This is a genomic window from Microbispora sp. H10830 (genome assembly GCF_014161375.1).
GTDB lineage: Bacteria > Actinomycetota > Actinomycetes > Streptosporangiales > Streptosporangiaceae > Microbispora > Microbispora catharanthi.
Genome location: NZ_JABBWX010000015.1, coordinates 14,205 through 35,314, shown reverse-complemented (window position 1 = coordinate 35,314; position 21,110 = coordinate 14,205). Strand labels below are relative to the sequence as shown.

The 21,110-nt window shown below is 71.1% G+C and carries 21 protein-coding genes; 11 read left to right on the top strand and 10 right to left on the bottom strand.

Annotation, left to right across the window (positions count from 1 at the left end):
- Positions 1–42 precede the first annotated feature (42 nt).
- The 3 genes from HHX35_RS32090 to HHX35_RS32080 all read left to right on the top strand — a co-directional run bounded on the left by HHX35_RS32090 (position 43) and on the right by HHX35_RS32080 (position 3,202).
- Positions 43–528 (top strand): hypothetical protein, encoded by a 486-nt coding sequence (locus tag HHX35_RS32090; RefSeq protein ID WP_182902414.1) that lies wholly within the window; start codon positions 43–45, stop codon positions 526–528.
- A 169-nt stretch (positions 529–697) separates the two neighbouring features.
- Positions 698–2,353, top strand: a complete 1,656-nt coding sequence (locus tag HHX35_RS32085) for a serine/threonine-protein kinase (RefSeq protein ID WP_182902413.1) — start codon at positions 698–700, stop codon at positions 2,351–2,353.
- Between the two features lie 45 nt (positions 2,354–2,398).
- Positions 2,399–3,202, top strand: coding sequence for an ABC transporter ATP-binding protein (locus HHX35_RS32080; protein WP_182902412.1), 804 nt, complete (start codon positions 2,399–2,401; stop codon positions 3,200–3,202).
- Between the two features lie 111 nt (positions 3,203–3,313).
- Here HHX35_RS32080 and aceA read toward each other — a convergent pair whose 3' ends face one another.
- Positions 3,314–4,606, bottom strand: coding sequence for an isocitrate lyase (gene aceA / locus HHX35_RS32075; protein ID WP_182902411.1), 1,293 nt, complete (start codon positions 4,604–4,606; stop codon positions 3,314–3,316).
- A gap of 244 nt (positions 4,607–4,850) precedes the next feature.
- Between aceA and HHX35_RS32070 the strand changes: the two genes are divergently transcribed.
- From HHX35_RS32070 to HHX35_RS32055, 4 genes are all read left to right on the top strand, one after another.
- Positions 4,851–6,323 (top strand): helix-turn-helix domain-containing protein, encoded by a 1,473-nt coding sequence (locus HHX35_RS32070; RefSeq protein ID WP_259405600.1) that lies wholly within the window; start codon positions 4,851–4,853, stop codon positions 6,321–6,323.
- Between the two features lie 292 nt (positions 6,324–6,615).
- Positions 6,616–7,290 (top strand): response regulator transcription factor, encoded by a 675-nt coding sequence (locus HHX35_RS32065; protein ID WP_182902543.1) that lies wholly within the window; start codon positions 6,616–6,618, stop codon positions 7,288–7,290.
- A 7-nt stretch (positions 7,291–7,297) separates the two neighbouring features.
- Entirely contained in the window at positions 7,298–8,848 is a 1,551-nt protein-coding gene (locus HHX35_RS32060; protein ID WP_310739445.1) for a HAMP domain-containing sensor histidine kinase, read from the top strand.
- The gene (locus tag HHX35_RS32055; protein ID WP_182902410.1) at positions 8,845–9,339 is read left to right on the top strand and encodes a GerMN domain-containing protein; all 495 of its coding nucleotides are present in this window, start codon (positions 8,845–8,847) and stop codon (positions 9,337–9,339) included. Before HHX35_RS32060 ends, HHX35_RS32055 begins: the two co-directional genes overlap by 4 nt.
- Before the next feature lie 28 nt (positions 9,340–9,367).
- Here HHX35_RS32055 and HHX35_RS32050 read toward each other — a convergent pair whose 3' ends face one another.
- Both HHX35_RS32050 and HHX35_RS32045 read right to left on the bottom strand, forming a co-directional pair.
- A complete protein-coding gene (locus HHX35_RS32050) occupies positions 9,368–10,366 on the bottom strand; it encodes a D-alanyl-D-alanine carboxypeptidase family protein (protein WP_182902409.1) in 999 nt (332 codons plus the stop codon).
- Positions 10,367–10,583: 217 nt separating this feature from the next.
- On the bottom strand, positions 10,584–11,183 hold the full coding sequence (locus HHX35_RS32045) for a TetR/AcrR family transcriptional regulator (RefSeq protein WP_182902408.1): 600 nt from the start codon (positions 11,181–11,183) through the stop codon (positions 10,584–10,586).
- A 116-nt stretch (positions 11,184–11,299) separates the two neighbouring features.
- Between HHX35_RS32045 and HHX35_RS32040 the strand changes: the two genes are divergently transcribed.
- Genes HHX35_RS32040 through HHX35_RS32030 form a run of 3 tightly spaced genes read left to right on the top strand, consistent with a single transcriptional unit; the run spans position 11,300 to position 14,792 of the window.
- Positions 11,300–12,523: an MFS transporter gene (locus tag HHX35_RS32040; protein WP_182902407.1), complete on the top strand. Its 1,224-nt coding sequence runs from the start codon at positions 11,300–11,302 to the stop codon at positions 12,521–12,523.
- Positions 12,524–12,558: 35 nt separating this feature from the next.
- A complete protein-coding gene (locus HHX35_RS32035) occupies positions 12,559–13,524 on the top strand; it encodes a glucosyl-3-phosphoglycerate synthase (protein ID WP_182902541.1) in 966 nt (321 codons plus the stop codon).
- Positions 13,525–13,580: 56 nt separating this feature from the next.
- Entirely contained in the window at positions 13,581–14,792 is a 1,212-nt protein-coding gene (locus HHX35_RS32030; RefSeq protein ID WP_182902406.1) for an acyl-CoA dehydrogenase family protein, read from the top strand.
- 181 nt (positions 14,793–14,973) lie between these two features.
- On the opposite strand, the gene HHX35_RS32025 is transcribed toward HHX35_RS32030, so the two are convergent.
- From HHX35_RS32025 to HHX35_RS32015, 3 genes are all read right to left on the bottom strand, one after another.
- The gene (locus HHX35_RS32025; RefSeq protein WP_182902405.1) at positions 14,974–15,378 is read right to left on the bottom strand and encodes a hypothetical protein; all 405 of its coding nucleotides are present in this window, start codon (positions 15,376–15,378) and stop codon (positions 14,974–14,976) included.
- Positions 15,379–15,396: 18 nt separating this feature from the next.
- Positions 15,397–15,870: a hypothetical protein gene (locus HHX35_RS32020; RefSeq protein ID WP_182902404.1), complete on the bottom strand. Its 474-nt coding sequence runs from the start codon at positions 15,868–15,870 to the stop codon at positions 15,397–15,399.
- A gap of 995 nt (positions 15,871–16,865) precedes the next feature.
- Positions 16,866–17,069 (bottom strand): cold-shock protein, encoded by a 204-nt coding sequence (locus HHX35_RS32015; protein ID WP_139572803.1) that lies wholly within the window; start codon positions 17,067–17,069, stop codon positions 16,866–16,868.
- A 398-nt stretch (positions 17,070–17,467) separates the two neighbouring features.
- On the opposite strand from HHX35_RS32015, the gene HHX35_RS32010 reads away from it, so the two are divergent.
- A complete protein-coding gene (locus tag HHX35_RS32010; RefSeq protein ID WP_142620493.1) occupies positions 17,468–17,995 on the top strand; it encodes an NUDIX hydrolase family protein in 528 nt (175 codons plus the stop codon).
- 6 nt (positions 17,996–18,001) lie between these two features.
- Here HHX35_RS32010 and HHX35_RS32005 read toward each other — a convergent pair whose 3' ends face one another.
- The 4 genes from HHX35_RS32005 to HHX35_RS31990 are packed head-to-tail and all read right to left on the bottom strand — an operon-like array spanning position 18,002 to position 20,984.
- Positions 18,002–18,985 (bottom strand): nucleotidyl transferase AbiEii/AbiGii toxin family protein, encoded by a 984-nt coding sequence (locus tag HHX35_RS32005; protein WP_182902403.1) that lies wholly within the window; start codon positions 18,983–18,985, stop codon positions 18,002–18,004.
- Positions 18,982–19,602 (bottom strand): hypothetical protein, encoded by a 621-nt coding sequence (locus tag HHX35_RS32000; RefSeq protein ID WP_182902402.1) that lies wholly within the window; start codon positions 19,600–19,602, stop codon positions 18,982–18,984. Before HHX35_RS32000 ends, HHX35_RS32005 begins: the two co-directional genes overlap by 4 nt.
- Positions 19,599–20,516, bottom strand: a complete 918-nt coding sequence (locus HHX35_RS31995) for an ADP-ribosylglycohydrolase family protein (RefSeq protein ID WP_182902401.1) — start codon at positions 20,514–20,516, stop codon at positions 19,599–19,601. The genes HHX35_RS32000 and HHX35_RS31995 overlap by 4 nt, the downstream gene beginning before the upstream one ends.
- Before the next feature lie 36 nt (positions 20,517–20,552).
- Positions 20,553–20,984: a nuclear transport factor 2 family protein gene (locus tag HHX35_RS31990; protein WP_182902400.1), complete on the bottom strand. Its 432-nt coding sequence runs from the start codon at positions 20,982–20,984 to the stop codon at positions 20,553–20,555.
- Between the last annotated feature and the right edge of the window lie 126 nt (positions 20,985–21,110).

Genomic DNA, 21,110 nt, shown 5'->3' with positions numbered 1-21,110 from the left:
CCCCCTGCTCGGGGGGCGCCTGGCCTCATGAAAGGCGGGCAGATGACGGAGCTCATCAGGGCGTTCAGCGAGCCGGACGGTCTCGAGGAGATTTACGGCATCGTCGCGGTGGACGAAGAGGACGGCGAGCTCGGCCTGGCCGAGCCGTCCGCGTGGGAGGTCGGCGCACCGGCCGAGGGCGAATGGCTGGACGCGGGTCCCAACGGAATCACTCTGCAGCCGTCCGGCACGGGTGGCGTGTACGTCCGCTACGAGCTGTGGTCCGGGCCGCCGTCGGATCCGTCGGCGCACACGCCGGCGGAGACGTGGACGGGAACCGTCCTCTTCACCACGGGGAGGATCAGCGCGTTGACGGCCAATGCGGCGTACGAGGATCTCCACACCGTGTTCGACCTGGGCAGGCGGGACGCGGAGTGGAACGTGCGCGTGTCGCGCAGAAGGCTGGGGAACGACGCGGAACCCGATTTCCCTCGTGACGCTGGTCAGGCCGATCTGTTCAGACTGCAGTTCTGGCCGGCCGTCCCCTGACAGGAGTTTTGGGGCTAATGGGATCTATGTGACCTGCGGCTTCTCCGTCCTGCCTTACCTCGGGGTGTCATTGGCCTTACCTCTCATGCCGCTTGGCGCTACTTGAGCGCGTGGCGCGTTCCAAACGGCCACAGTGGCTGTGCGGCACTTCGAGAGAGGTAGCTTCCGTATGGCACGTGGCGGAACGGCTTCCCAGAACGGCATGCCTCCCGGCGTGCGCCCGCTGACCGTGGGCGACCCGGTCGTCATCGGGCGCTACCTGCTGCTCGGCCGGTTGGGCAGCGGCGGAATGGGCGTGGTCTACCTGGCCGAGCATCCCCGCGGGGGATACGTCGCGCTGAAGACGCCGCATCCGGTGCACCTGGGGGACCCCACGTTGCGGGCCCGCTTCGCCGAGGAGGTCGCGTTCTCCCGGCGCGTGGTGCCGTTCTGCACGGCCGCCGTCATCGAGGACGGTCTCGACGGCGAGCGGCCCTACCTCGTCACCGAGTACGTCCCCGGGCCCGGGCTCTCCCAGGTGGTCGCCGCCCGGGGGCCGCTCACCCCCGACCTCGCGTACGGCGTGGCGCTCGGCACGGCCGCCGCGCTCGTGGCCACGCACGAGGCCGGGCTGGTCCACCGGGACCTCAAGCCCGGCAACGTGCTGCTGTCGCCGCGCGGGCCGTTCGTCATCGACTTCGGGATCGCCCGTGACCTCGACGTCGCGATGGCGCACACGCAGGCCGGGCAGATCATGGGCAGCCCGGGCTGGGTCGCCCCCGAGCGGCTTCGCGGCCACCACGCCATCCCCGCCTCGGACGTCTTCTCCTGGGGCTGCCTGGTCGCGTTCGCGGCGACCGGTCTGCATCCGTTCGGCGCCGGCGACCTCGACGTGCTCACCCGGCGCATCCTGGTCGAGGAGCCTCGGATCGACGCCGTGCCGAAGCTGCTGTGGGGCGGCGTGGCGGCGGCGCTGCGGCGCGATCCTGCCGACCGTCCTGACGCGGCCTGGCTGCTCGCCTCCCTGCTCGCGGCGGGCGGGGTCCACGTGACCGCCGACCCCCGGCGGGCGGTCGCCGCCGTGCTCGACGAGATCTGGCAGCCCGTGCCCCACCCGGCGGGGGTCATCCCAGGCCGGGCCACGCAGGGGCAGCGCACGCAGGGCAGGGACTCCCAGGAAGCGGGGCCGACACGGGGCAGGGCGGCGCGGCGCCGGGCGGCGCGCTCGCGGGCACAGGTGTCCCACGCGGGCTTCGCGGCGCTCGCCACCGTGACGATCGCCGCGGTGACGGTGGTGGCGGCGGGCACCGGGTCGGCCCACATGGAGAGCACGGCGGATCCGCCGCCCGCGCAGCCCGTGGTGATCCCCGGCGAGGACAGCGCCCTCCCGCCGGAGGACGTGCTCGGCACCGCCCGGCCGCCGGTGGTGCCCATCGTGGACGGTGCCCGGCCCAGGGTGACGGTCACGGCCACGCGGACCATGCCGCCGCCCGGGTCGGTGCGCGGGCCGGCGACCGAAGACGGCGGGAGGACCTCCTCGGTGCCCTCGCCCTCGGCGGCCGGAGTCACCCTGCGTCCGCCCGCGGGCGGGCACTGCGTCACCGGGCGGCCGAGAGACTGCCGTTCCACGCGGCCCTCCCCGCCAGGGCACCCAGGGCACCCAGGGCACCCAGGGCACCCAGGCCAGCCGGGACAGCCGGGGCAGACCGGCGTTCCGATCCCGCCGTCGGGGATCAGCCAGGAGCCGCAGTGGGGCGACGGGGAGTCGCCCCCGCCGAGCCCGAGCACGCCGCCGGAGAGCCAACCGCCCAGCGTGGTGGCCACCCCCGCGCCGTCCATACCCTGAAACGACGTCCCGATCGGGTGCCTCCATACAGCATGCTGTGTGTTCATGGACGCAGCTCTCGAACTCGACGACGTGACCGTCCGCGTGGTCGGCCGGACCCTGGTGACCGGTGCCGACTGGCGGGTGGAGCACGGCCAGCACTGGGTGATCCTCGGCCCCAACGGCGCCGGCAAGACGACGATGCTCTCGGTCGCCGCGGCCGTACGGCACCCGAGCTCGGGGACGGCCACGGTGCTCGGGCGGCGGCTCGGCACGGTCGACCTGCGGGAACTGCGCCGGAGCATCGGCCTGGTCGCGGCAAGCCAGCGGCTCGTGGACGAGTCGCTGCTGGAGGAGGAGGGCGCCACCGCGCTGACCGTCGTGCTCACCGGGCACACCGGGACGAGCGCGCCGTTGTGGGACCGGTACGGCGACGAGGAGCGGGAGCGGGCCCACCGGCTGCTGGCCGACCTCGGCTGCAAGGACCTGGCCGACCGCAGGTTCCAGGTGTGTTCGCAGGGGGAGCGGGCCCGGATCCGGGTGGCCAGGGCGCTGATGGCCGACCCGGCGATCCTGCTGCTCGACGAGCCGTTCGCGGGCCTCGACCTGCCGGCTCGGGAGGACCTCATCGAGGCGCTTGAGGACCTGGCCCGGACCCGTCAGGGGCTCACGACCGTGATGGTCACGCACCACCTGGAGGAGGTGCCGGCCACCACCACGCACGCCCTGCTGATGCGGGACACCCGCATCCTGACCGCCGGTCCCGTGGGGGAGGTGCTCACCGGGCCGAACCTGTCCGACTGCTTCGGCCGGCGGCTGCGCATCGACGCGCTGGACGGCCGCTGGTACGCCCGCGCGCTGCGCGTCTGACCGGCCCCGTGCACGGCGAGGCCCCGCCGCCGATCCGTCAGATCCCCGAGGGTGACCTGCGGATGGGCGGCGGGGCACGCCACCGACCTGTGTCCCAGATGTCCGCTGTGGTTAGTGAGCCCCGGCGAACTGCGCCTCCTCCGTCGAGCCCTTCAGGGCCGTCGTGGAGGAGTCCGGCGCGACGGCCGTGCTGACCAGGTCGAAGTATCCGGTGCCGACCTCGCGCTGGTGGCGGGTGGCGGTGTAGCCGCGTCCCTCGGCGGCGAACTCGGCCTCCTGGAGCCCGACGTACGCCGTCATGCCCTCCTCGGCGTAGCCCCGGGCCAGGTCGAACATCGAGTAGTTCAGCGAGTGGAAGCCGGCCAGGGTGATGAACTGGAACTTGTACCCCATGTGGCTCAGCTCGCGCTGGAACTTGGCGATCGTCGCGTCGTCCAGGTGCTTCTTCCAGTTGAACGACGGCGAGCAGTTGTAGGCCAGCATCTGGTCCGGGTACTCCCGCTTGATCGCCTCGGCGAACTCGCGGGCCACGTCGAGGTCGGGTGTGGAGGTCTCCATCCACAGCAGGTCGGCGTACGGCGCGTAGGCGAGGCCCCTGGCGACGCAGGCGTCGACGCCGTTGCGAACCCGGTAGAAGCCCTCGGCGGTGCGGTCGCCGGTGCAGAAGGCGCGGTCGTGAGGGTCCACGTCGCTGGTCAGGAGGGTCGCGGCCTGGGCGTCGGTCCGCGCGATGACCAGGGAGGGGACGCCCGCCACGTCGGCCGCGAGGCGGGCCGCGTTGAGGGTCTTGATGTGCTGGCCGGTGGGGATCAGCACCTTGCCGCCGAGGTGGCCGCACTTCTTCTCCGAGGCGAGCTGGTCCTCCCAGTGCACGCCCGCGGCGCCGGCCGCGATCATGGCCTTCATCAGCTCGAACGCGTTGAGCACGCCGCCGAAGCCGGCCTCGGCGTCGGCCACGATGGGCGCCAGCCAGTGCGGGGCGTCCTCGTCGCCCTCGGCCCAGCTGATCTGGTCGGCCCGCAGCAGCGCGTTGTTGATCCGGCGGACCACGGCGGGGACCGAGTTGGCCGGGTAGAGGCTCTGGTCGGGGTAGGTGTGACCGCTGAGGTTGGCGTCGGCGGCCACCTGCCAGCCGGACAGGTAGATGGCCTTGAGGCCCGCCTTCACCTGCTGAACCGCCTGGTTGCCGGTCAGCGCGCCCAGGGCGTGGACGTAGTCCTCGTGGTGCAGCAGGCCCCACAGGCGCTCCGCGCCGAGCCGGGCCAGCGTGTGCTCCTCCTGCACCGAGCCGCGCAGGCGGACCACGTCCTCGGCCGTGTAGGTCCGCTCGACGTTCGTCCACCGCGGATTGGTGTCCCAGTCCTGCTGCAGCCGCTGGGCGGCTGCGGTGAGGCGATCCGACATCTCCGGTCACTCCCTTGTTGCGTGCGTTGGCGTCACCTGGGGCTTGCTTCCGAGTTTGTGTCGATATCAAGACGCTCACAAGGAGCCGCCAGCCGAAAGAACGTCAAATCTTCCCTCTTGGGTAAGACTGGCGGGTATTCGAGGGTGAAGAAACGAAGAGTTTTCGCTATGGACTAGACCAATCCGTGTGGGGTGGATCACGCGCCGGTGGAAGAAACGCAGATTTTCCGCATAAGATCGGGTCATGACCTCCGTTCTGGGCGAAGAACTGCTGTCTTTGACGCACGAGCTCGATCTTCTGGCCTTCGGCCAGCGGCTCAAGCACCTGCGCAAGCAGCGTGGTCTCACGCTCTCCGAGCTCGGCGAGCGGGTCGGGCGTGCGCCCAGCCAGCTGTCGCTGCTGGAGAACGGCAAGCGCGAGCCCAAGCTCTCGCTGCTGAAGTCGCTGGCCGCCGCGCTGAACGTGCCGGTGGAGGAGCTGCTGCGCAGGCAGGCGCCGAACCGGCGGGCCCAACTCGAGATCGCCTTGGAGGAGGCCCAGCGCGACCCGCTCTACGCGGGGCTCGGGCTGAGCCGGCTGAAGGTCTCCTCACGGGTGCCCAACGACGTGCTCGAGCACATTCTCAGCCTGTTCGATGAGCTCAAGGCCAGGGAGGCGAAGGGCACGGCCACGCCGGAGGAGGCGCGGGCGGCCAACGCCGAGCTGCGGCGCAAGCAGCGCGAGCTGGGCAACTACTTCGAGGAGATCGAGAAGGCCGCCGCCGAGGCCCTGACCGCCGTCGGCTACCGGACCGGCGCGCTGTCGGAGAGCACCGTCCAGGCGCTGGTGTCGCACTTCGGGTTCGCCGTGCACACCGCGCCCGACCTGCCGCGATCGGCGCGGTCGGTCACCGACCTGCGCAACCGGCGCATCTACGTCAAACGCCAGCAGCTGGGCATGCACACGCCGCGTACCGTGCTGCTGCAGACACTCGGGCACATCGCGCTCCAGCACCACAAGCCGCGCGACTTCGCCGACTTCCTGCGCCAGCGGGTGGAGGCCAACTACTTCGCCGCGGCCGTCCTCGTGCCCGAGACGGCGGCCGTGCCCTACCTGCGGGAGGCCAAGCAGGACAAGGCGCTTTCGGTGGAGGACCTGCGCGACGTGTTCGCGGTGTCCTACGAGATGGCGGCGCACCGGTTCACCAACCTCGCCACCCGCCACCTCGACCTCGTCTGCCACTTCGTGCGCAACGACGCCGGAGGGATCATCTACAAGGCGTACGAGAACGACGGGATCGTCTTCCCGGCCGACGAGCAGGGGGCGATCGAGGGCCAGCGGATGTGCCAGCAGTGGTCGGGCCGCCAGGTGTTCCTCTCGCCCGACCGGTTCTCGCTGTACTACCAGTACTCCGACTCGCCCACCGGCACCTACTTCTGCGTCGCCCACGTGGACCCGTCGCAGGAGAAAGACTTCGCGATCACGCTGGGCGTGCCGTACCGGGAGTCGCGGTGGTTCCGCGGGCGCGAGACCACCCACCGCACCAAGTCGAACTGCCCGAACGGCGAGTGCTGCCGCCGCCCGCCGGCCGAGCTCGCGCAGCGCTGGGAGGGCTACGCCTGGCCGTCGGCGCGCGCCAACTCGCACGTGCTCGCCGCGCTGCCGCCCGGGTCGTTCCCCGGTGTCGACGAGGCCGACGTGTACGCGTTCCTGGAGCGCCACGCCGCCCACGGCTGAGCCGGGTCACCCCCGGCGGCGGGACGGGCCGCGCGGCACCTCGGGTGGCGAGGGGACGCGGACGTCCTCGTCCAGGTGCCCGGCTGTGCGTGGCTCAGCCATGACGAACTACGATTGACGCCGATTATGTGCGTGTCGTCAGCCGCATGTCACCGTCCGTCGACGGCGGCCACCGTCGGCGCGGCCGTGACACAACCATGACACGGCGCGGACGAGGTGGGGACACGACCGGCCGACAGTGGATGGGTTGACCGGCAGGCGAGTTACGGAGCGTGCGGTGAGACCCGGCGGCGTGTCGCGAGTGTTGTTGATCGAGGATGACCCGGCCGTGCGGGAGGGCCTTGAGCTGGCCCTGACCCTGCACGGGTACCGGGTGCGGGCGGTGGAGTCCGGTGAGCAGGGGCTGGAGCGGCTGCGTACGGACCTTCCCGACGTCGTCGTGCTCGACCTGATGTTGCCTGGCATGGACGGGTTCGAGGTCTGCCGCCGCATCCGGGCCGCCCGGGAGGTACCGATCATCATGCTGACCGCGCGCGGCGACGACATGGACGTGGTGGCCGGGTTGGAGGCGGGCGCCGACGACTACGTGGTCAAGCCGGTGCAGCCGAGGGTGCTCGAGGCACGCATGCGCGCGGTGCTCCGGCGGATCGGCCGGGACCAGGCGGAGCTGGAGCGGCACGGGGACCTGACCATCGATCGGGCCGGGCTGGTGGTCGCCAAAGGCGGCGTGCCGGTCAGCCTCGCTCCGACCGAGCTGCGCCTGCTGCTCGAGCTCTCCGGCACGCCGGGCCGGGTGCACAGCCGCCAGCAACTGCTGGAGTCGGTGTGGGAGCACGGGTATTTCGGCGACTCGCGTCTCGTGGACGCGTGCGTGCAGCGGTTGCGCGCGAAGATCGAGGACGACTCGGCGGCGCCCGTCTACGTGCAGACGGTGCGCGGGTTCGGGTACCGGTTCGGGCCGGTGTGAGCCGCCGGTGAAATCTCGGCCGAGCCCGGGGCTGCGTGCCCGGCTGTTGTTCGCCTTCGCACTACTGTCTGTGGTCACCGCGGCGGCGGTGGCCGGCGGGATGTACCTCCTGGCCCGCAACGCCATCCTGGTGCGAACCCAGGATGCCGCGGTGGAGGCGATGAAGAGCCGCCTGGAGGCGCTCTACCCGTTGCGGAGTCCCGCGCCGGGCCCGGACGAGCTCGGCGAGATCGCCGGCGCGGTGACCGACCGGTACAGCTCCGCGATCGCCGTCTACCACGAGACGTACGCGCCGGTCAGGCCGCCGCCGGGGGACCGGAGGCCGGGCGGGAACGCGCCGGCCCTGGATCCCGGGGTGATCCCGGACGCGCCGGTCAGGCCGCCGCCGGGGGATCAGACGCTGGGCGGGAACCTGCCGCCCCTGAATCCCGGGGTGATTCCGAAGGGGCTGCGGCGGGCGGTGGCCGGCGGCGACATCGCGTGGCAACGCGTGGTGTGGCAGGACGCGCCCTTCCTGATCATCGGCATGCCGTTGCTGATCGTCGACCAGGACCGGACGGCGCGTGTGTCGGGTATCGAGGTCTACACCGCGCGCAGCCTGCTGCCCGAGCAGCTCAGCGTCGACGAGCTCGCCGCACGCGCCTGGCGCATCGGCGGGGCGGCCCTGGCGTTCGCGGTCGTCCTCGCGTTGCTGGCCACCCGTGGCGTGCTGGGGCCGGTGCGCGAGCTCGGCCGGGCGGCACGCCTGCTGGGCGAGGGCGAGTTGCGGACCAGGATCGCGGTGCGCGGCTCTGACGAGCTGGCCGAGGTGGCGCGCACGTTCAACACCACCGCCGCGGAGCTGGAACGGCACGTCGAGCAGTTGCGCGAGATGGAGGCCGACGCCCGCAGGTTCGTGGCCGATGTGTCGCATGAGCTGCGTACCCCGCTGGCCGCGCTGGCCGCGGTCGCGGACGTCCTGGACGAGGAGGCGGTCCGGCTGCCCGAGCCCGCCGGCAGGGCCGCCAGGCTGGTCAGCCAGGAGACGCTCAACCTCACCGCTCTGGTTAACGATCTCATCGAGATCAGCAGGTTCGACTCCGGCGTGGCGGCCCTCGCGCTGAACGAGGTCGACGTGGCCGAGCTGGTGCACGCGACCCTGCGTGTCCGGGGCTGGTCGGATCTGGTGCACACCGAGCTTGCAGCCGCGGTGACGGCGCGGCTGGACCCGCGCCGAGTGGACGTCATCCTCGCGAACCTGGTCGGCAACGCCCTGCGGCATGGCGAGCCACCGGTGTCGGTCTGGCTTCACGCCGACCCGCACTGGATCGCTGTCGAGGTCCGCGATCACGGACCGGGGCTGGACGAAGCGGTGCTGCCGCACGTGTTCGACCGGTTCTACAAGGCCAGCGCGGCCAGGGCCAGGTCCGAGGGCAGCGGCCTGGGCCTCGCGATCGCGCGGGAGAACGCGCGCCTCCACCGAGGCGACCTCACCGTCACCAACGCCCCGGACGGCGGCGCCGTATTCACGCTGCGGCTGCCGCGCGAGGCACACGATCCGGACGGAGGCCCCGAGTGAGGACCGGGCTCGCCCGCCGCGTGCTCGCCGCGGGCCTGGTTGCGCTCGTCGCCGTGGCCGGCTGCGGTGTGCGACCCAGCGGCGTCATCATCGGCGGCGACCCGCCCAGCGGAGCCGTCGCACGCACCACGACGATCACCCTCTTCTTGGTGAAGAACGGCCGGCTCAGCGCGGTGACGCGGCGGCCCATCGGTCGTCCGCTGTTCCCAGGGGACACGCTCATGCTGCTGGCCGCCGGACCCACTCCGGAAGAACAGGCGGACGGACTGACCTCCGACATTCCGCCCGAAGCCGGCCCGTTCTCGGTGACCGCCGAGCCGACCGGCCACGTGGTGGTGACCCTGTCGGCCGCGGCCCGCGACCTGTCCACACTGGCCGTCGAGCAGATCGTGTGCACGGTCGCCGCCACGACGCCGGAAAGCCCTGTCCAGGTCACCGTCGTCGGTGCTGGGCAGAGCGTCGGCCCCCGGAACTGCCCGAGGCAACGGTAGCGACCCATCCTCTGAACGGTTGGGGCATTCACGAAGCCGGCGTTCTTTCAGAATTGAGGTATCGCAGGGCCGCCTCGATCAGCTTCCTGCTCGCGACGAACGCGGCCTCCTTCTTCTCCTCGAGCGTGTCGTCGGGGTCGCCCTGGCGCAGGACCACCCCGAGGACCAGCCGGTCACGGCCCCCGGAAGTGGCACGGACGGCCCATAGCAGCGCTCCGCCCGCCGCGGTGCTGGTGCCGGTCTTGATGCCGACCACCCCGGGCAGCCCGAGCAGCGCGTTGCCGTTGACGATCTCGCCCGCGATACCCGGGACGGCGGTCGTGGCGGTGGCGACGATGTCGCGCAGCACCGGGGACTTCATGGCCTGCCTGGCCAGCTTCAGCTGATCCACCGCCGTGCTGACCGTGGTGGGTTCATATCCGCTCGCCCCGGTGTAGGTGGTGTTCGTCATGCCCAGCTTGGCGGCGGCCGCGTTCATCTTGCGGGCGAAGGCCTGCTCAGAGCCGGCGTCCCATCGTGCCAGCAGACGTGCGGCGTTGTTCCCCGAGGGGATCAGCATCAACTCGAGAAGCTGCCGCTCGGTGAAGACCTGGCCTGCGGTGATCGGCACCGTGGACTCGTCTCGGTTCCCTGACTCGACCGCCGCCTGCCAGTCGACCTGGATGGACGGCCCCGCGGCGTTCCTGCCGAGCGGGTGGTCGCGAAGAATCACCAGAGCGGTCATCACCTTGGTGACGCTGGCGATCGGCACGGGCCGCTGCTCGCCGTACACACTGAGGCTGTCCGCCTTCCCGGCGACCTCGACCGCCGCCTGCCCCGTCGACGGCCAGGGCAGAGCCCACGGCCAGGCCGAGCTGATCGACGCCGGCGTGGAGTTCGACAACCGTGGTGGCTGGTCCTGCGCGCCGGTGTAGACCAGCCAACCCCCTACGGCGAGGGCGGCGGACACGATGACGACGAGCACCCGCGTGACCGCGGCGTACAGCCGGTCTCGGGGCCGAAGGGGGATGGTGCGTGGCTCGTTCATGCCGAACCACGATTGACGCCGCATGTGCGCGCGTTGTCAGCCGCATGTCACCGTTCATCGACGGCGGCCACCGCCGGCGCGGCCGTGACACAACCATGACACGGCGCGGACGAGGAGACGCACTCGAGGAGGACGTCCACGTCTGGGGGCGCCGGTCAGTTCCCGACAGTGCCGGTCGTCTCTCGACGGCGAGCGGTCATCTCTCGACGGTGGGAGGTCATCTCTCGACGGCGGCGCGGACGAACGCCACGAGGTGCTCGCGCAGCGCCTCGCGTCCCTCGGGAGTCCCCGCCTCCTCACCCACCGTGATCCGGGCGAGTTGCGGCATGACGCTCGGCCACATCGCCATACCCACCAGCGAGAACACCATCCGGGCGACCGAGGCGTCCGGCTCCCGGCCGAGGCCCTCGGCGAGCGATTCGGTCTTCGACCGGCACTTGTCCACCCGGAGCTCCTGGCCGGGCAGCAGGTCGTCCTCACCTCTGTAGTGCAGCGCCTCCCACATCAGCAGGCGTACCAGGTCGGGGTGGGCGGAGTAGAAGTCGAAGAGGTTGCCGACGTACTCCGCCGGATCCTTGCCCGGCATCGCCACCGCCGCGGCGACCTCGTCGAGCGCCGACTTGATGACGGTGTCGAACAGCTTCTCCTTGCTGCCGAAGTGCCCGTAGATCCGCTCCTTGTTGACCCCGGCCCGCTCGGCGATGCGGTCCACCCGGGCGCCCGCCACGCCGTACGCCGCGAACTCCGTCCGCGCGGCCTCCAGCAGGGCGGCCTTGGTGGCGGCGGTGGGGTCCTTGACGTCTTTGCGGGGCGACATCGGCTTCCTCCGTGTGCATGGGTGGACGGGGCTCAGGGGTGCTCCATCAGCATACCCATTCCTGCCACCAACTAGTTGGTTGACACCCAACTGGTTGGTTGGCTACTGTCCTCGCCATGAGCACATCGACTCCCGTCGTTTCCGCACCCGCCGGACCCGCTGCTCCCGCCACCCCGCGTGAGACGTACGCGCCGGCGTGGCGCACCGTGGCCGCGTTCGTGCCGGCCGGGCTGCTCGCCACCGGCCACCTCTACGTCGTGATCCCCCTGCTGGCCCGGATGTCGGCCGATTGGGGCGCCCCCGCCGCCGTCCTGACCTGGCTCGTCAGCGCCTTCGGCCTCGGCTACGCGGGCGGGTTCCTGCTGTTCGGCCCGCTGTCCGACCTGTACGGCAGGCGCCGCGTGATGACCTGGGGCATGGCCGCCACGGCGGTGACGACCGCGCTGGTCGCGCTGAGCCCCGGGCCCGGGGCGGCGCTCGCCCTGCGGGTGGTCGAAGGCGTCACCACCGCCGTCTTCGCCCCCACCGCCTTCGCGTACATCGCCGAGCGCGTCGAACCCCGCCGCCGGGCCGTCACGATGACCTCCGTGGTCAGCGCGCTGTTCGCCTCGGCCGTGGTCGCGCAGCTCGCCGCCAAGGTCCTCGTCGACCTGCTCGGGTGGCGGCCGGTCTTCCTGCTCGGCGCCGCCGCGTTCGCCGTCGTGACCGTGGTGCTGCGCCGGGTGATGCTGCCCGACACCGCCCGCCGTGCCGGAGCGAACCCCTACGCCGTCGTCCCGGCGCTGCTGCGCAACCCGCGCCTGGTCCTGGTGTACGCCGCCACGCTGACGATCCTCGGCGCGTTCGTCGCCCTCTACACCGCGTTGCAGCTCGAAGGCCCCGCGGACATCGCCGGCGACCCCTCCGCGCTGCTGACGCTGCGGGCCACCGCGCTGCCGGCGATCATCGCCATCCCGTTCGCCACGCCGTACCTGGCCCGGATCTCCCCGGCCCGCAGGGCGGCGCTGGCCCTCGGGCTCGCCGCGGTGCTCGCGCTGGTGGTCGGGCTGGCCGCCCCCGGTGTCACCGCACTGGCGGTGCTGCTCGCCGTCTTCGCCTTCGCGATCGGCGTCGCCGCCCCCGCCGTGATCGAGACCGTGGGCCTGCTGGCCGGTCCCGCGCGGGGCACGGCCGTCTCCCTGTTCACCTTCTTCCTGTTCACCGGGGCCAGCATCGGCCCGGTCGTGGCCTCGGCCGCGGCGCCGTACGGCTTCGCCGCCCTGATGTACGGCGTGGCGGGGGTGCTCGCGCTGGGAGGGGGGCTCGTGCTGATCGCCTCCTCCGGCCGCCGCATAAGGTGATGCCAGTGAACGTGGCGGACAGGGGGAGGACGGGCGTGCTGCCTGAGGTGGAGGCCTGGCTGAGTCGGCGTACCTCGTCGGCGGCCGACTGGCCGGCCCGCGCCCTGCTGTCCGCCAAGGGAGGCGCCACCATCTCGGTGGTGCTGCCCGCGAGAAACGAGGAGGAGACGGTCGGGGAGATCGTCTCCGCCGTGCGGCGCGACCTCGTCGAGGCCGTGCCGCTCGTGGACGAGCTGGTCGTGATCGACTCCCGGTCGTCGGACGACACGGCGGCCCGGGCCTTACGCGCCGGGGCGAAGGTCTTCGCGCAGGACGAGATCCTGCCCGAGCTGCACGATCCGCGCTACGACGGCAAGGGCGAGGCGCTGTGGAAGTCCCTCGCGGTGACGACCGGCGACCTGGTGGTGTTCGTCGACGCCGACCTGCGCGAGTTCCGGACCTCGTTCGTGACCGGCCTGCTGGGGCCCCTGCTGGCCGACCCCGCGGTCGGATACGTGAAGGCGTGCTACGACCGGCCCCTGCTCGGCGCGACGGAACCGAACGCCGGGGGCAGGGTCACCGAGCTGGTCGCCCGGCCGCTGCTCAACCTGCACTGGCCGTTGCTCGCCGGATTCGTGCAGCCGCTCGCGGGTGAGTACGCCGGCCGCCGCGCGGTCCTGGAACGGGTGCCGTTCGTGACCGGGTACGGCGTGGAGCTGGGACTCCTCATCGACCTCCTGGACATGGTGGGGCTCGACGCGCTCGCCCAGGTCGATCTGGGCCGCCGGGTCCACTCCCACCAGTCGACGGAGGCGCTCGGCGGGATGGCCGGGCAGATCATGCACACCGCCTGGGCGCGGCTGGAGCGCCAGGACAAGATCGTTCCGTTGCACGAGCCGTCCGCGCGGCTCGTCCAGTTCGAACGCGGGCCCGCCGGGCACCGCCCGCTGACGCGGGACGTCGGCGTGGCCGAGCGCCCGCCGATGGCGACGGTCCCGCAGTATGCGTCCCGGCTGCGCTGACCGGCTCCTTCCTTTGAGTGTTACCGTTGGTAACACCAAGGAGAGGAGACCCCCCGATGACCTTCTGCCCCGAGTTGAGCGACGACCTTCGCGAGCTGCGCGACTGGGTCCACGAGTTCGCCCGGGACGTCATCCGCCCGGCCGGGGTGGAGTGGGACGAGCGCGAGGAGACGCCCTGGCCGGTCATCCAGGAGGCCGCCAAGATCGGGCTGTACTCGCTGGACTTCTTCGCCCAGCAGTGGTTCGAGGAGTCGGGGCTCGGCCTGCCCGTGGCGTTCGAGGAGTTGTTCTGGGGGGACGCCGGGATCGGCCTGTCGATCGTGGGCACCGGCCTCGCCGCCGCCTCCATCGCCGCGAACGGCACTCCCGAGCAGATGGGGGAGTGGCTGCCCCAGATGTTCGGCACTCCCGACGACGTCAAGCTCGGCGCGTTCTGCTCCTCGGAGCCGGACGCGGGCAGCGACGTCGGCGCGATCAGGACGCGGGCCGTCTACGACGAGGCGAAGGACGAGTGGGTCCTCAACGGCGTGAAGACCTGGGCCACCAACGGCGGCATCGCCAACGTCCACGTCATCGTGGCCACGGTCGACCCCTCCCTGGGCACCCGGGGCCAGGCGTCCTTCGTCGTCCCGCCGGGCACGCGCGGCCTGTCCCAGGGGCAGAAGTTCAAGAAGCACGGCATCCGCGCCTCGCACACCGCCGAGGTCGTCCTTGACGACGTACGGGTGCCCGGCCGGTGCCTGGTGGGCGGCAAGGAGAAGCTGGACGAGCGGCTCGCCCGGGTGCGCGCCGGCGCGCGGTCCGGCGAGCAGGCCGCGATGCGGACCTTCGAGACCACCCGCCCCCTCGTCGCCGCCATGGCCGTCGGCGTCGCCCGTGCGGCCTACGAGTACGCCCGCGACTATGCCCGGGAGCGCGAGCAGTTCGGCCGCAAGATCGGGGAGAACCAGGCGGTCGCGTTCCTGCTGGCCGACATGGCCACCCGGGTGGACGTCGCCCGGCTGATGACCTGGCGGGCGGCGTGGATGGCCAGGCACGGCCGGCGGTTCGAGCAGGCCGAAGGGTCGATGAGCAAGCTGGTCGCGAGCGAGACGGCCGTCTGGACGACCGAGCAGGCCATCCAGATCCTTGGTGGAGCCGGCTACACCCGTGAGCACCCGGTCGAGCGCTTCCACCGCGACGCCAAGATTTTCACGATCTTCGAGGGCACCAGCGAGATCCAGCGCCTCATCATCGGCCGTGCCGTCACCGGCCTCCCCGTCCGCTGATTCGTACCTCACCTGCGGCCCACGTCCAGACCCCCTGTTCCGTTCCTGTTCCGTCCGAGACGGAGCGCGGACGGAACAGGCGGGGGGTGGCTTCTGGCGAACCGGCGTCCAGGTCACGTTCGATGAGCCTGAAGAGGACTTCCGCGACGGAGAGCCTGTCGGTCCGCCGCCGGACGGCCGGTCATCCGTCGATGACCGTGATCGGCTCGCCGCTGAGCCTGTCGATGACCTTCCGCTCCGCCAGCGGTGCTTTCAGCCGGAATTCCACCTTCAGCGGGTAGCCTTCGAGCGAAGTCAATTCCTGCTGCCAGGGGAAGACCGGTGTGCAGTTGTTGCGCAACTGGACCGCGATGCGCACCTGGGTGGCGGATTCCTCGGTTTCCTTGTCCGTCACCTCGTAACAGGAGGTGCCGTCGGCTTCGGGAGGCCCTATGGTCATTATCGCGACAATGGTGCGCTCGTCATCCGAGACCGTCGCCCTGACGACCTGATCCCAGTACGGCTGTCTGCCGCAGCCTGCCAGTGATGCGATCTGGCCGACGAGAAGCAGGCTTATAGCGGTCCTGTTCGAGATGGAAGCCGGCACATGGAGCCTCTTCACTGATCAGCCCTTCAGCAGCAGGCCCGTTCCGAGAACGACAACGACGACGGCTATTCGTATCACCCAGTGAAAGTGGCGCCGGTGACCGTCTTCGATCATCCCTGCTCGCTGATAACTCTGCGCGACGGCGAGGGCTTGCATGGCGATGGTCAGGCCGATCCCGATCGAGACGACCGTCAGGGTCGCATCGGAGCGGATGATCGATTCGGCCAGCGTGTGTGACCCCGGTTTGCCCCCGGCGACCACCAGGGCCGCCATTTCGAGCACGGTGAGCACGGAAAGGAATATGGTCTGCACGGCCAGGATGAACAGGAACTGGTTGGCTAATCTGCGTCCCTGTTCCGGAGACATCTTTTTTCGCGATTCCGTGCCGACGATACGCCAGGCCTCGTAGGCGCCGCGGTATTCCACGATCACGGCAAGCAGGACCACCGGTATCACCTGCGCCAGCAGCCCCGCGTAACTGGATGTGTCCATCTATGGTTTCTTCTCCCGATGCCCTGCCCGTGAGGGAACGGGAGCCTATCTTGCCAGATAGGGTTGACTGTCCCGGGCGTCCGGAAGGCTGATTGAACGACGTCGGCGAAGGGCCGGCTGAACGCATAACCTCGTCCTTTCCCCGGAGACGGCGCGGATACCGGCAACGCGTCGTCCACGCTCGGCCGCGCGCCCTGGCCGCCCGCTAGCGCGAGATCGTGGCCGACACGCGCAGGGCCCGTGCGCACCAGGCGGAAACCGTGTTCCGCCCGCCGCTCGGGCGGGCGTGAGCAGGGAGCGCACGCCGATCGCAGCCGGCCGCGAGGGGCGAGTGTTTTCAGGGGCTTCCCCGCAGGTCAGTGGAATTTTGGATCGCTTCGCCGGCGACTGCGGTGAGCTTCCTCGCGCCACCATGGGTCACCGAAGCAGACCGCTGCCGGGACGAAGTCAGCGCGTCAAGACCAGGGGTTGGTTGTGAGTGGCTCGGCGAGCAGCACATACTGGAGGGAATGAAGCCAGCCAGCGGCGCGTCCCGCCGTCACCTGCCCACAAGTCCCTTCAAGCCCCCGCCTCCCGCCCCGCCTCTCGAGCAGTTCAGTGTGAACGACCAAGTCACCCATGATCGCTACGGTCTTGGCGTGGTCCTGGAAGTAGAGGACGGGGTCGCTGTGATCGTCGATTTCCGATCACAGCAGGAACGAATCATGACCCCATACAAGAAGCTGCACAAACTCTGAGGCAGATGCGCCGTAGGAGGAGCGCCTCCCGCGAGTACGGCTCCGTCGGCGGCACGCCGGCGGGCGTTCACGCCCGGGCGCCTCTCCTCGCGGCCAGGATCTGAATCTTCGTCCGCCCTCGCCGGAAGCGCACCTGCCCAGATTGGGCAGCGGCGCTTGCAGGATCGACGAGGTGCAGCACGACGGAGCGTCTGCCCGGACATGAGTCGGGGCCCGCGCTTGTCGAGCGCGGACCCCGAATCACGATGCGGGCCTGGGTCAGGCGAGCACGATGTTCTCGGCCTGGGGTCCCTTCTGGCCCTGGGTGATGTCGAACGACACCTTCTGGCCCTCGTGCAGCTCGCGGTATCCGCGGGCGGCGATGTTCGAGTAGTGGGCGAAGACGTCGGGGCCGCCACCCTCCTGCTCGATGAAGCCGAAGCCCTTTTCCGCGTTGAACCACTTCACGGTTCCGACAGCCATGCTGAATCTCCTTGAACAGGGGCCGAACCGGAATCCGCACTGCACAGATTCCGCGTCGCCGGATGAGGCCCCTCCGGAGAAGGCCGGAAAAACAAAATGCGCCTGAAGGTTACATCCCGCCAGGCGCACACAAGTTTCATGGGTACCACAACTGCAACTGCAGAGATGGTAGCACGCCCCTGAGTCGACGGACACATCTGGGGTGCAAAAAGCTGGATGTCCCGCACGGCGAGGACCACCGGCGGCACCGGCCGGCCCCGGCTTGATCCACGGTCCGCGCCCGCCGCGGCCCGGCCGTCCGGGTCTGACACCGCGCCGGTGGCCGGAGGCCCGGCACGGGTTGCGCCGACCTGCGAACCGTCCCCCGCCTGGGCAAGTACGATCGACCCGTGACCGAAATGACCGAAACGACGCCAGGCTGGCTCGCTCCCGACGAGATCGAGTCGGTGCGGGGCCGGATGCCGATCCTCTACGTGGACGCCGTGCCGGTGCGCGTGGACGACACGGGCACCGTGACCCGCGTCGGCCTGCTGCTGCGGATCGGCGCCGACGGCACCGTGAGCCGGGCGCTGGTGTCCGGGCGGGTGTACTACCACGAGCGCATCCGTGACGCGCTCCTGCGCCATCTGGAGAAGGACCTCGGGCCGGTGGCGCTACCGAGCGTGCCGGTCTCGCCGACGCCGTTCACCGTGGCGGAGTACTTCCCCACGCCTGGGGTCACGCCGTTCCACGATCCCCGCCAGCACGCGGTCTCCCTGGCGTACATCGTCCCGGTACGCGGGGACTGCCGGCCCCGGCAGGACGCCTTGGACCTGGAGTGGTTCACGCCCGAGGAGGCGGCCTCCCCGATCGTCCAGCAGGAGATGACCGGCGGCCAGGGCGTGCTGCTCAAGCAGGCGCTCGCTTACGTCGGCCGCCTGACCTGATCGGGGTCACTCCTCCGCGAAGGCGGGGCCGAGCGCCCGCGCCAGCCGTTCCAGCCAGTCGCAGGCGTTCCCGGTGACGTGCGGATACTCGGCGCGGAACTCGTCCCAGTCCACCTCGTCGAGAGAACGGATCGTCTCCGGGCCGAACTCACCGGCCTCGCGCTCTCCGAGCGCGTCGCGCAGAACCCCGTGAAGGAGGTCGCGGGGAAGCGCTACACGCTCGGCGAGCAGGACGGCGTCGTAGAGGTCCTTGCCCTGCGGGTAGCCGTCGGAGGCCAGCCAGAGCAGCTTCCACGCCAGCGACAGCTCCGGGGAGGCGGCGAGGATCGGCGTGGGCTCACCCCCGCCGGTGCGGGGGATCAGGGCGACTTCCGGCGGAACGGGCAGGCGCTCGTTGAAGGTGAAGTCGAGCTGGACGGTTCCCGGCGGAAGTTCGCCGGCCCGCCAGGTGAACACGAGCCGCCGCCCGGGGACGCGGTCGTACGTCCAGATCTCGTCCGTCGCGATGTCGCCGGGATCGAAGGTCACCCTGCCGTCGGCCGGTCCGGCCACGGCAGCGGCGATGACGCCCTTGAACATCGCGACGGTGAGCGGGCTGTCCATGTTCACGGTGGGCGGGACGACGACCCAGTCGAGGTCGCCCGGTTCACGCGCCTCCTCACCGACCCACGCCTCGAGCAGCAGGCTCCCGCGCAGCACGAGGTTCTCGTTCCACGGGGACTCGGCGACGACCCGGACCAGGTGATCGATCGCCCGGCGGCGAGCCCGCCGCCACCGGCGCTCCACCTCCGGGTCGTCGAAGATCGGTTCGCCGGCTCGGAACGCACGGTCGAACTGCTTCAGCGCCGGATCGAAGATCGGCGGCTGGCGGATGCCCGGCCTGTCCGTGACGGGCAGGTAGGTCGAGGGGAACCACGGTGTGCCACGAGGCGGAACCGTGGTCCCCTCGGGGAGGCTGACTCCCTTGAACCGGTCCCAGCTTGACGTCATCGCTCCTCGATCCAGCCGTGGTCGATACCGGGGTTGTCGTCGTGCACGACGTACTCTCGCTCGGCTTCGAGTACGGCGTAGCCGTGCCCTTCGAGATCGGACAGCAGCGCCTCGAAGCGGCGGCCGGCCGTGGCCAGCCCGACCCCTCGGCATCGCTGCGTGACGAACCGCTCGTGTGAACCGTCGTCGCGCCGCCGGCGGGCGTTCCGCGACACGTGCGCACCATGGACGACGGCGAGTTCGGTGAGGGGCGCCAGGTCTCCCCGGACGGCGACCTTGACGTGGTGTTCGAAGTAGAGGCCCGGCATCGCCGCGGCGGCCTCGGCGGTCTCCGGGACGTCCTCGTTCCAGGGAGCCGCCTCGATCTTGACCCGGACCACGCGAAACCCCTCGTCCCGCAACCGCTCGGCGTGGGCGGCGGCGGCCGTCCTCTGCGCGCCGAGCGTGCCCTCGCCCCGGACGGTGAGCATCGGCTGGGAACGGGCCGTCCCGCGTTCGAGCATGATGTGCGTGAACTTCACGCCGTTCTCCCGCGCCCAGGCGCCGAGCGACCCGGCGTCGTCCGCGGCCACCGTCAGGTGGATGTCGAAGACGCCCCTGAACTGCGGGCCGTTCATCGGCGGGCGCCGCTTCCCGGCAAGCTCGCCGGCACCCCGGCCCAGCCGGGCAGCGGTTCCACCCGGCGTAGCCAGTCGTGCGGCAGCCCGCCGATCCCGGCCCGCCCGCCCAGGATGCCGCCGACGATCGCGCAGGTGGTGTCGACGTCGCCGCCCGCCGTCGCGGTCGTCCAGATCGCCCGCTCGACGTCGTCGAGATGCCGGGCCGCGGCCCACAGCGTGAACGGCACGGTGTCGTGCGCCGTCGCCTTCCGGCCGTTGCCCAGGGCCTCGGCGGCGAGCAGGGGATCGGTGATCGTGAGCAGTCGCCTGGCCGCGCCGATCCCGCTCCGTACGCGGCCGGGCGGCGCGTGCTCCAGGACGGCGTCGAGGAACCGGCCGGGGGACAGGTCGGCCTCGCAGGCCGCCACGGCGGCGGCCACGGCCACGGCGATCGCGCCGGCGGTGGCCTCGGAATGCGTGTGCGTGACCCGGGCGGACAACTCGGCCTGCCGTACGGCGCGGACCGGGTCTCCGGCGAACCAGGCGCCCAGCGGGGCGACGCGCATGGCCGCGCCGTTTCCCCACGAGCCGCTCCCGTCGAAGAGCCCCGACGCGAGCGCCCGCCAGTCGCCTCCCTGCCGGACGAGCCGCAGCATCCGGCCGGTGGCCGGGCCGTAGCCGCGGTCGAAGTCGTGGTGGGTGGCGAACGAGGCCGCCAGCGCGTCCTGATCGACCGTGCCGCGGTCGGCCAGGACCCGGTAGATCGAGCAGGCCATCTCCGTGTCGTCGGTCCACTGCCACGGCCCGGGCGGCAGGGTTCGGGTGGTGAGCGCCTCGCGGTTGGCGGGCACGAAGAACTGGGAACCGAGCGCGTCGCCCAATGCCAGGCCGTACAGGGAGGCGGTCGCGCGGGTGAGGGGATCTGACGCCATCGCGGCCAAGTCTGGCACACGGCACCGGGCTCGGACTCAGCTATGGGGGCCGGTCGCGGCGGCCTGGCGGCGCAGTGCGTCGGCCAGTCGCTGGGTGTCCTCCAGCACTTCGTCGGAGACCATGCGTCCCCAGCGCAGGCGCACCCACTGCACGGCCTCGTTGCGGTACGCCGTGCCGTCGGCCAGCGTGGCGGCGGCGTCGAGGCGGACCACGACCGTGGTGTTCCACGGCCAGCCGCGGACGACGACGTCGCGCAAGGTCAGCCGCAGCCCCGGCAGGCGTGCGAAAAGTTCGCGGAACCACGCCTCGAACGCCTCCCTGCCACGAGCCTGGACACTCAGCGGCGTGTCCCCGGCGAAGCGGAACAGCACGTCCGGCGCCGCGATCGCGACGGCGGCCCGATAGTCGCCCGTTCCCACGCGGCGCCAGAGCCGCCGGACTCGAAGACCGGTGATCCAGTGGTACACGACCTGCTCCCTTGCTGACGACAAGTGACTCGGACTCTAGAAGAGTCACTTGCTCCTAGCAAGGGACTAGGCTGCGGGCGTGGACAGGGAACGATTCGCCGCCATTCACTGTTCGGTCGCCCGCAC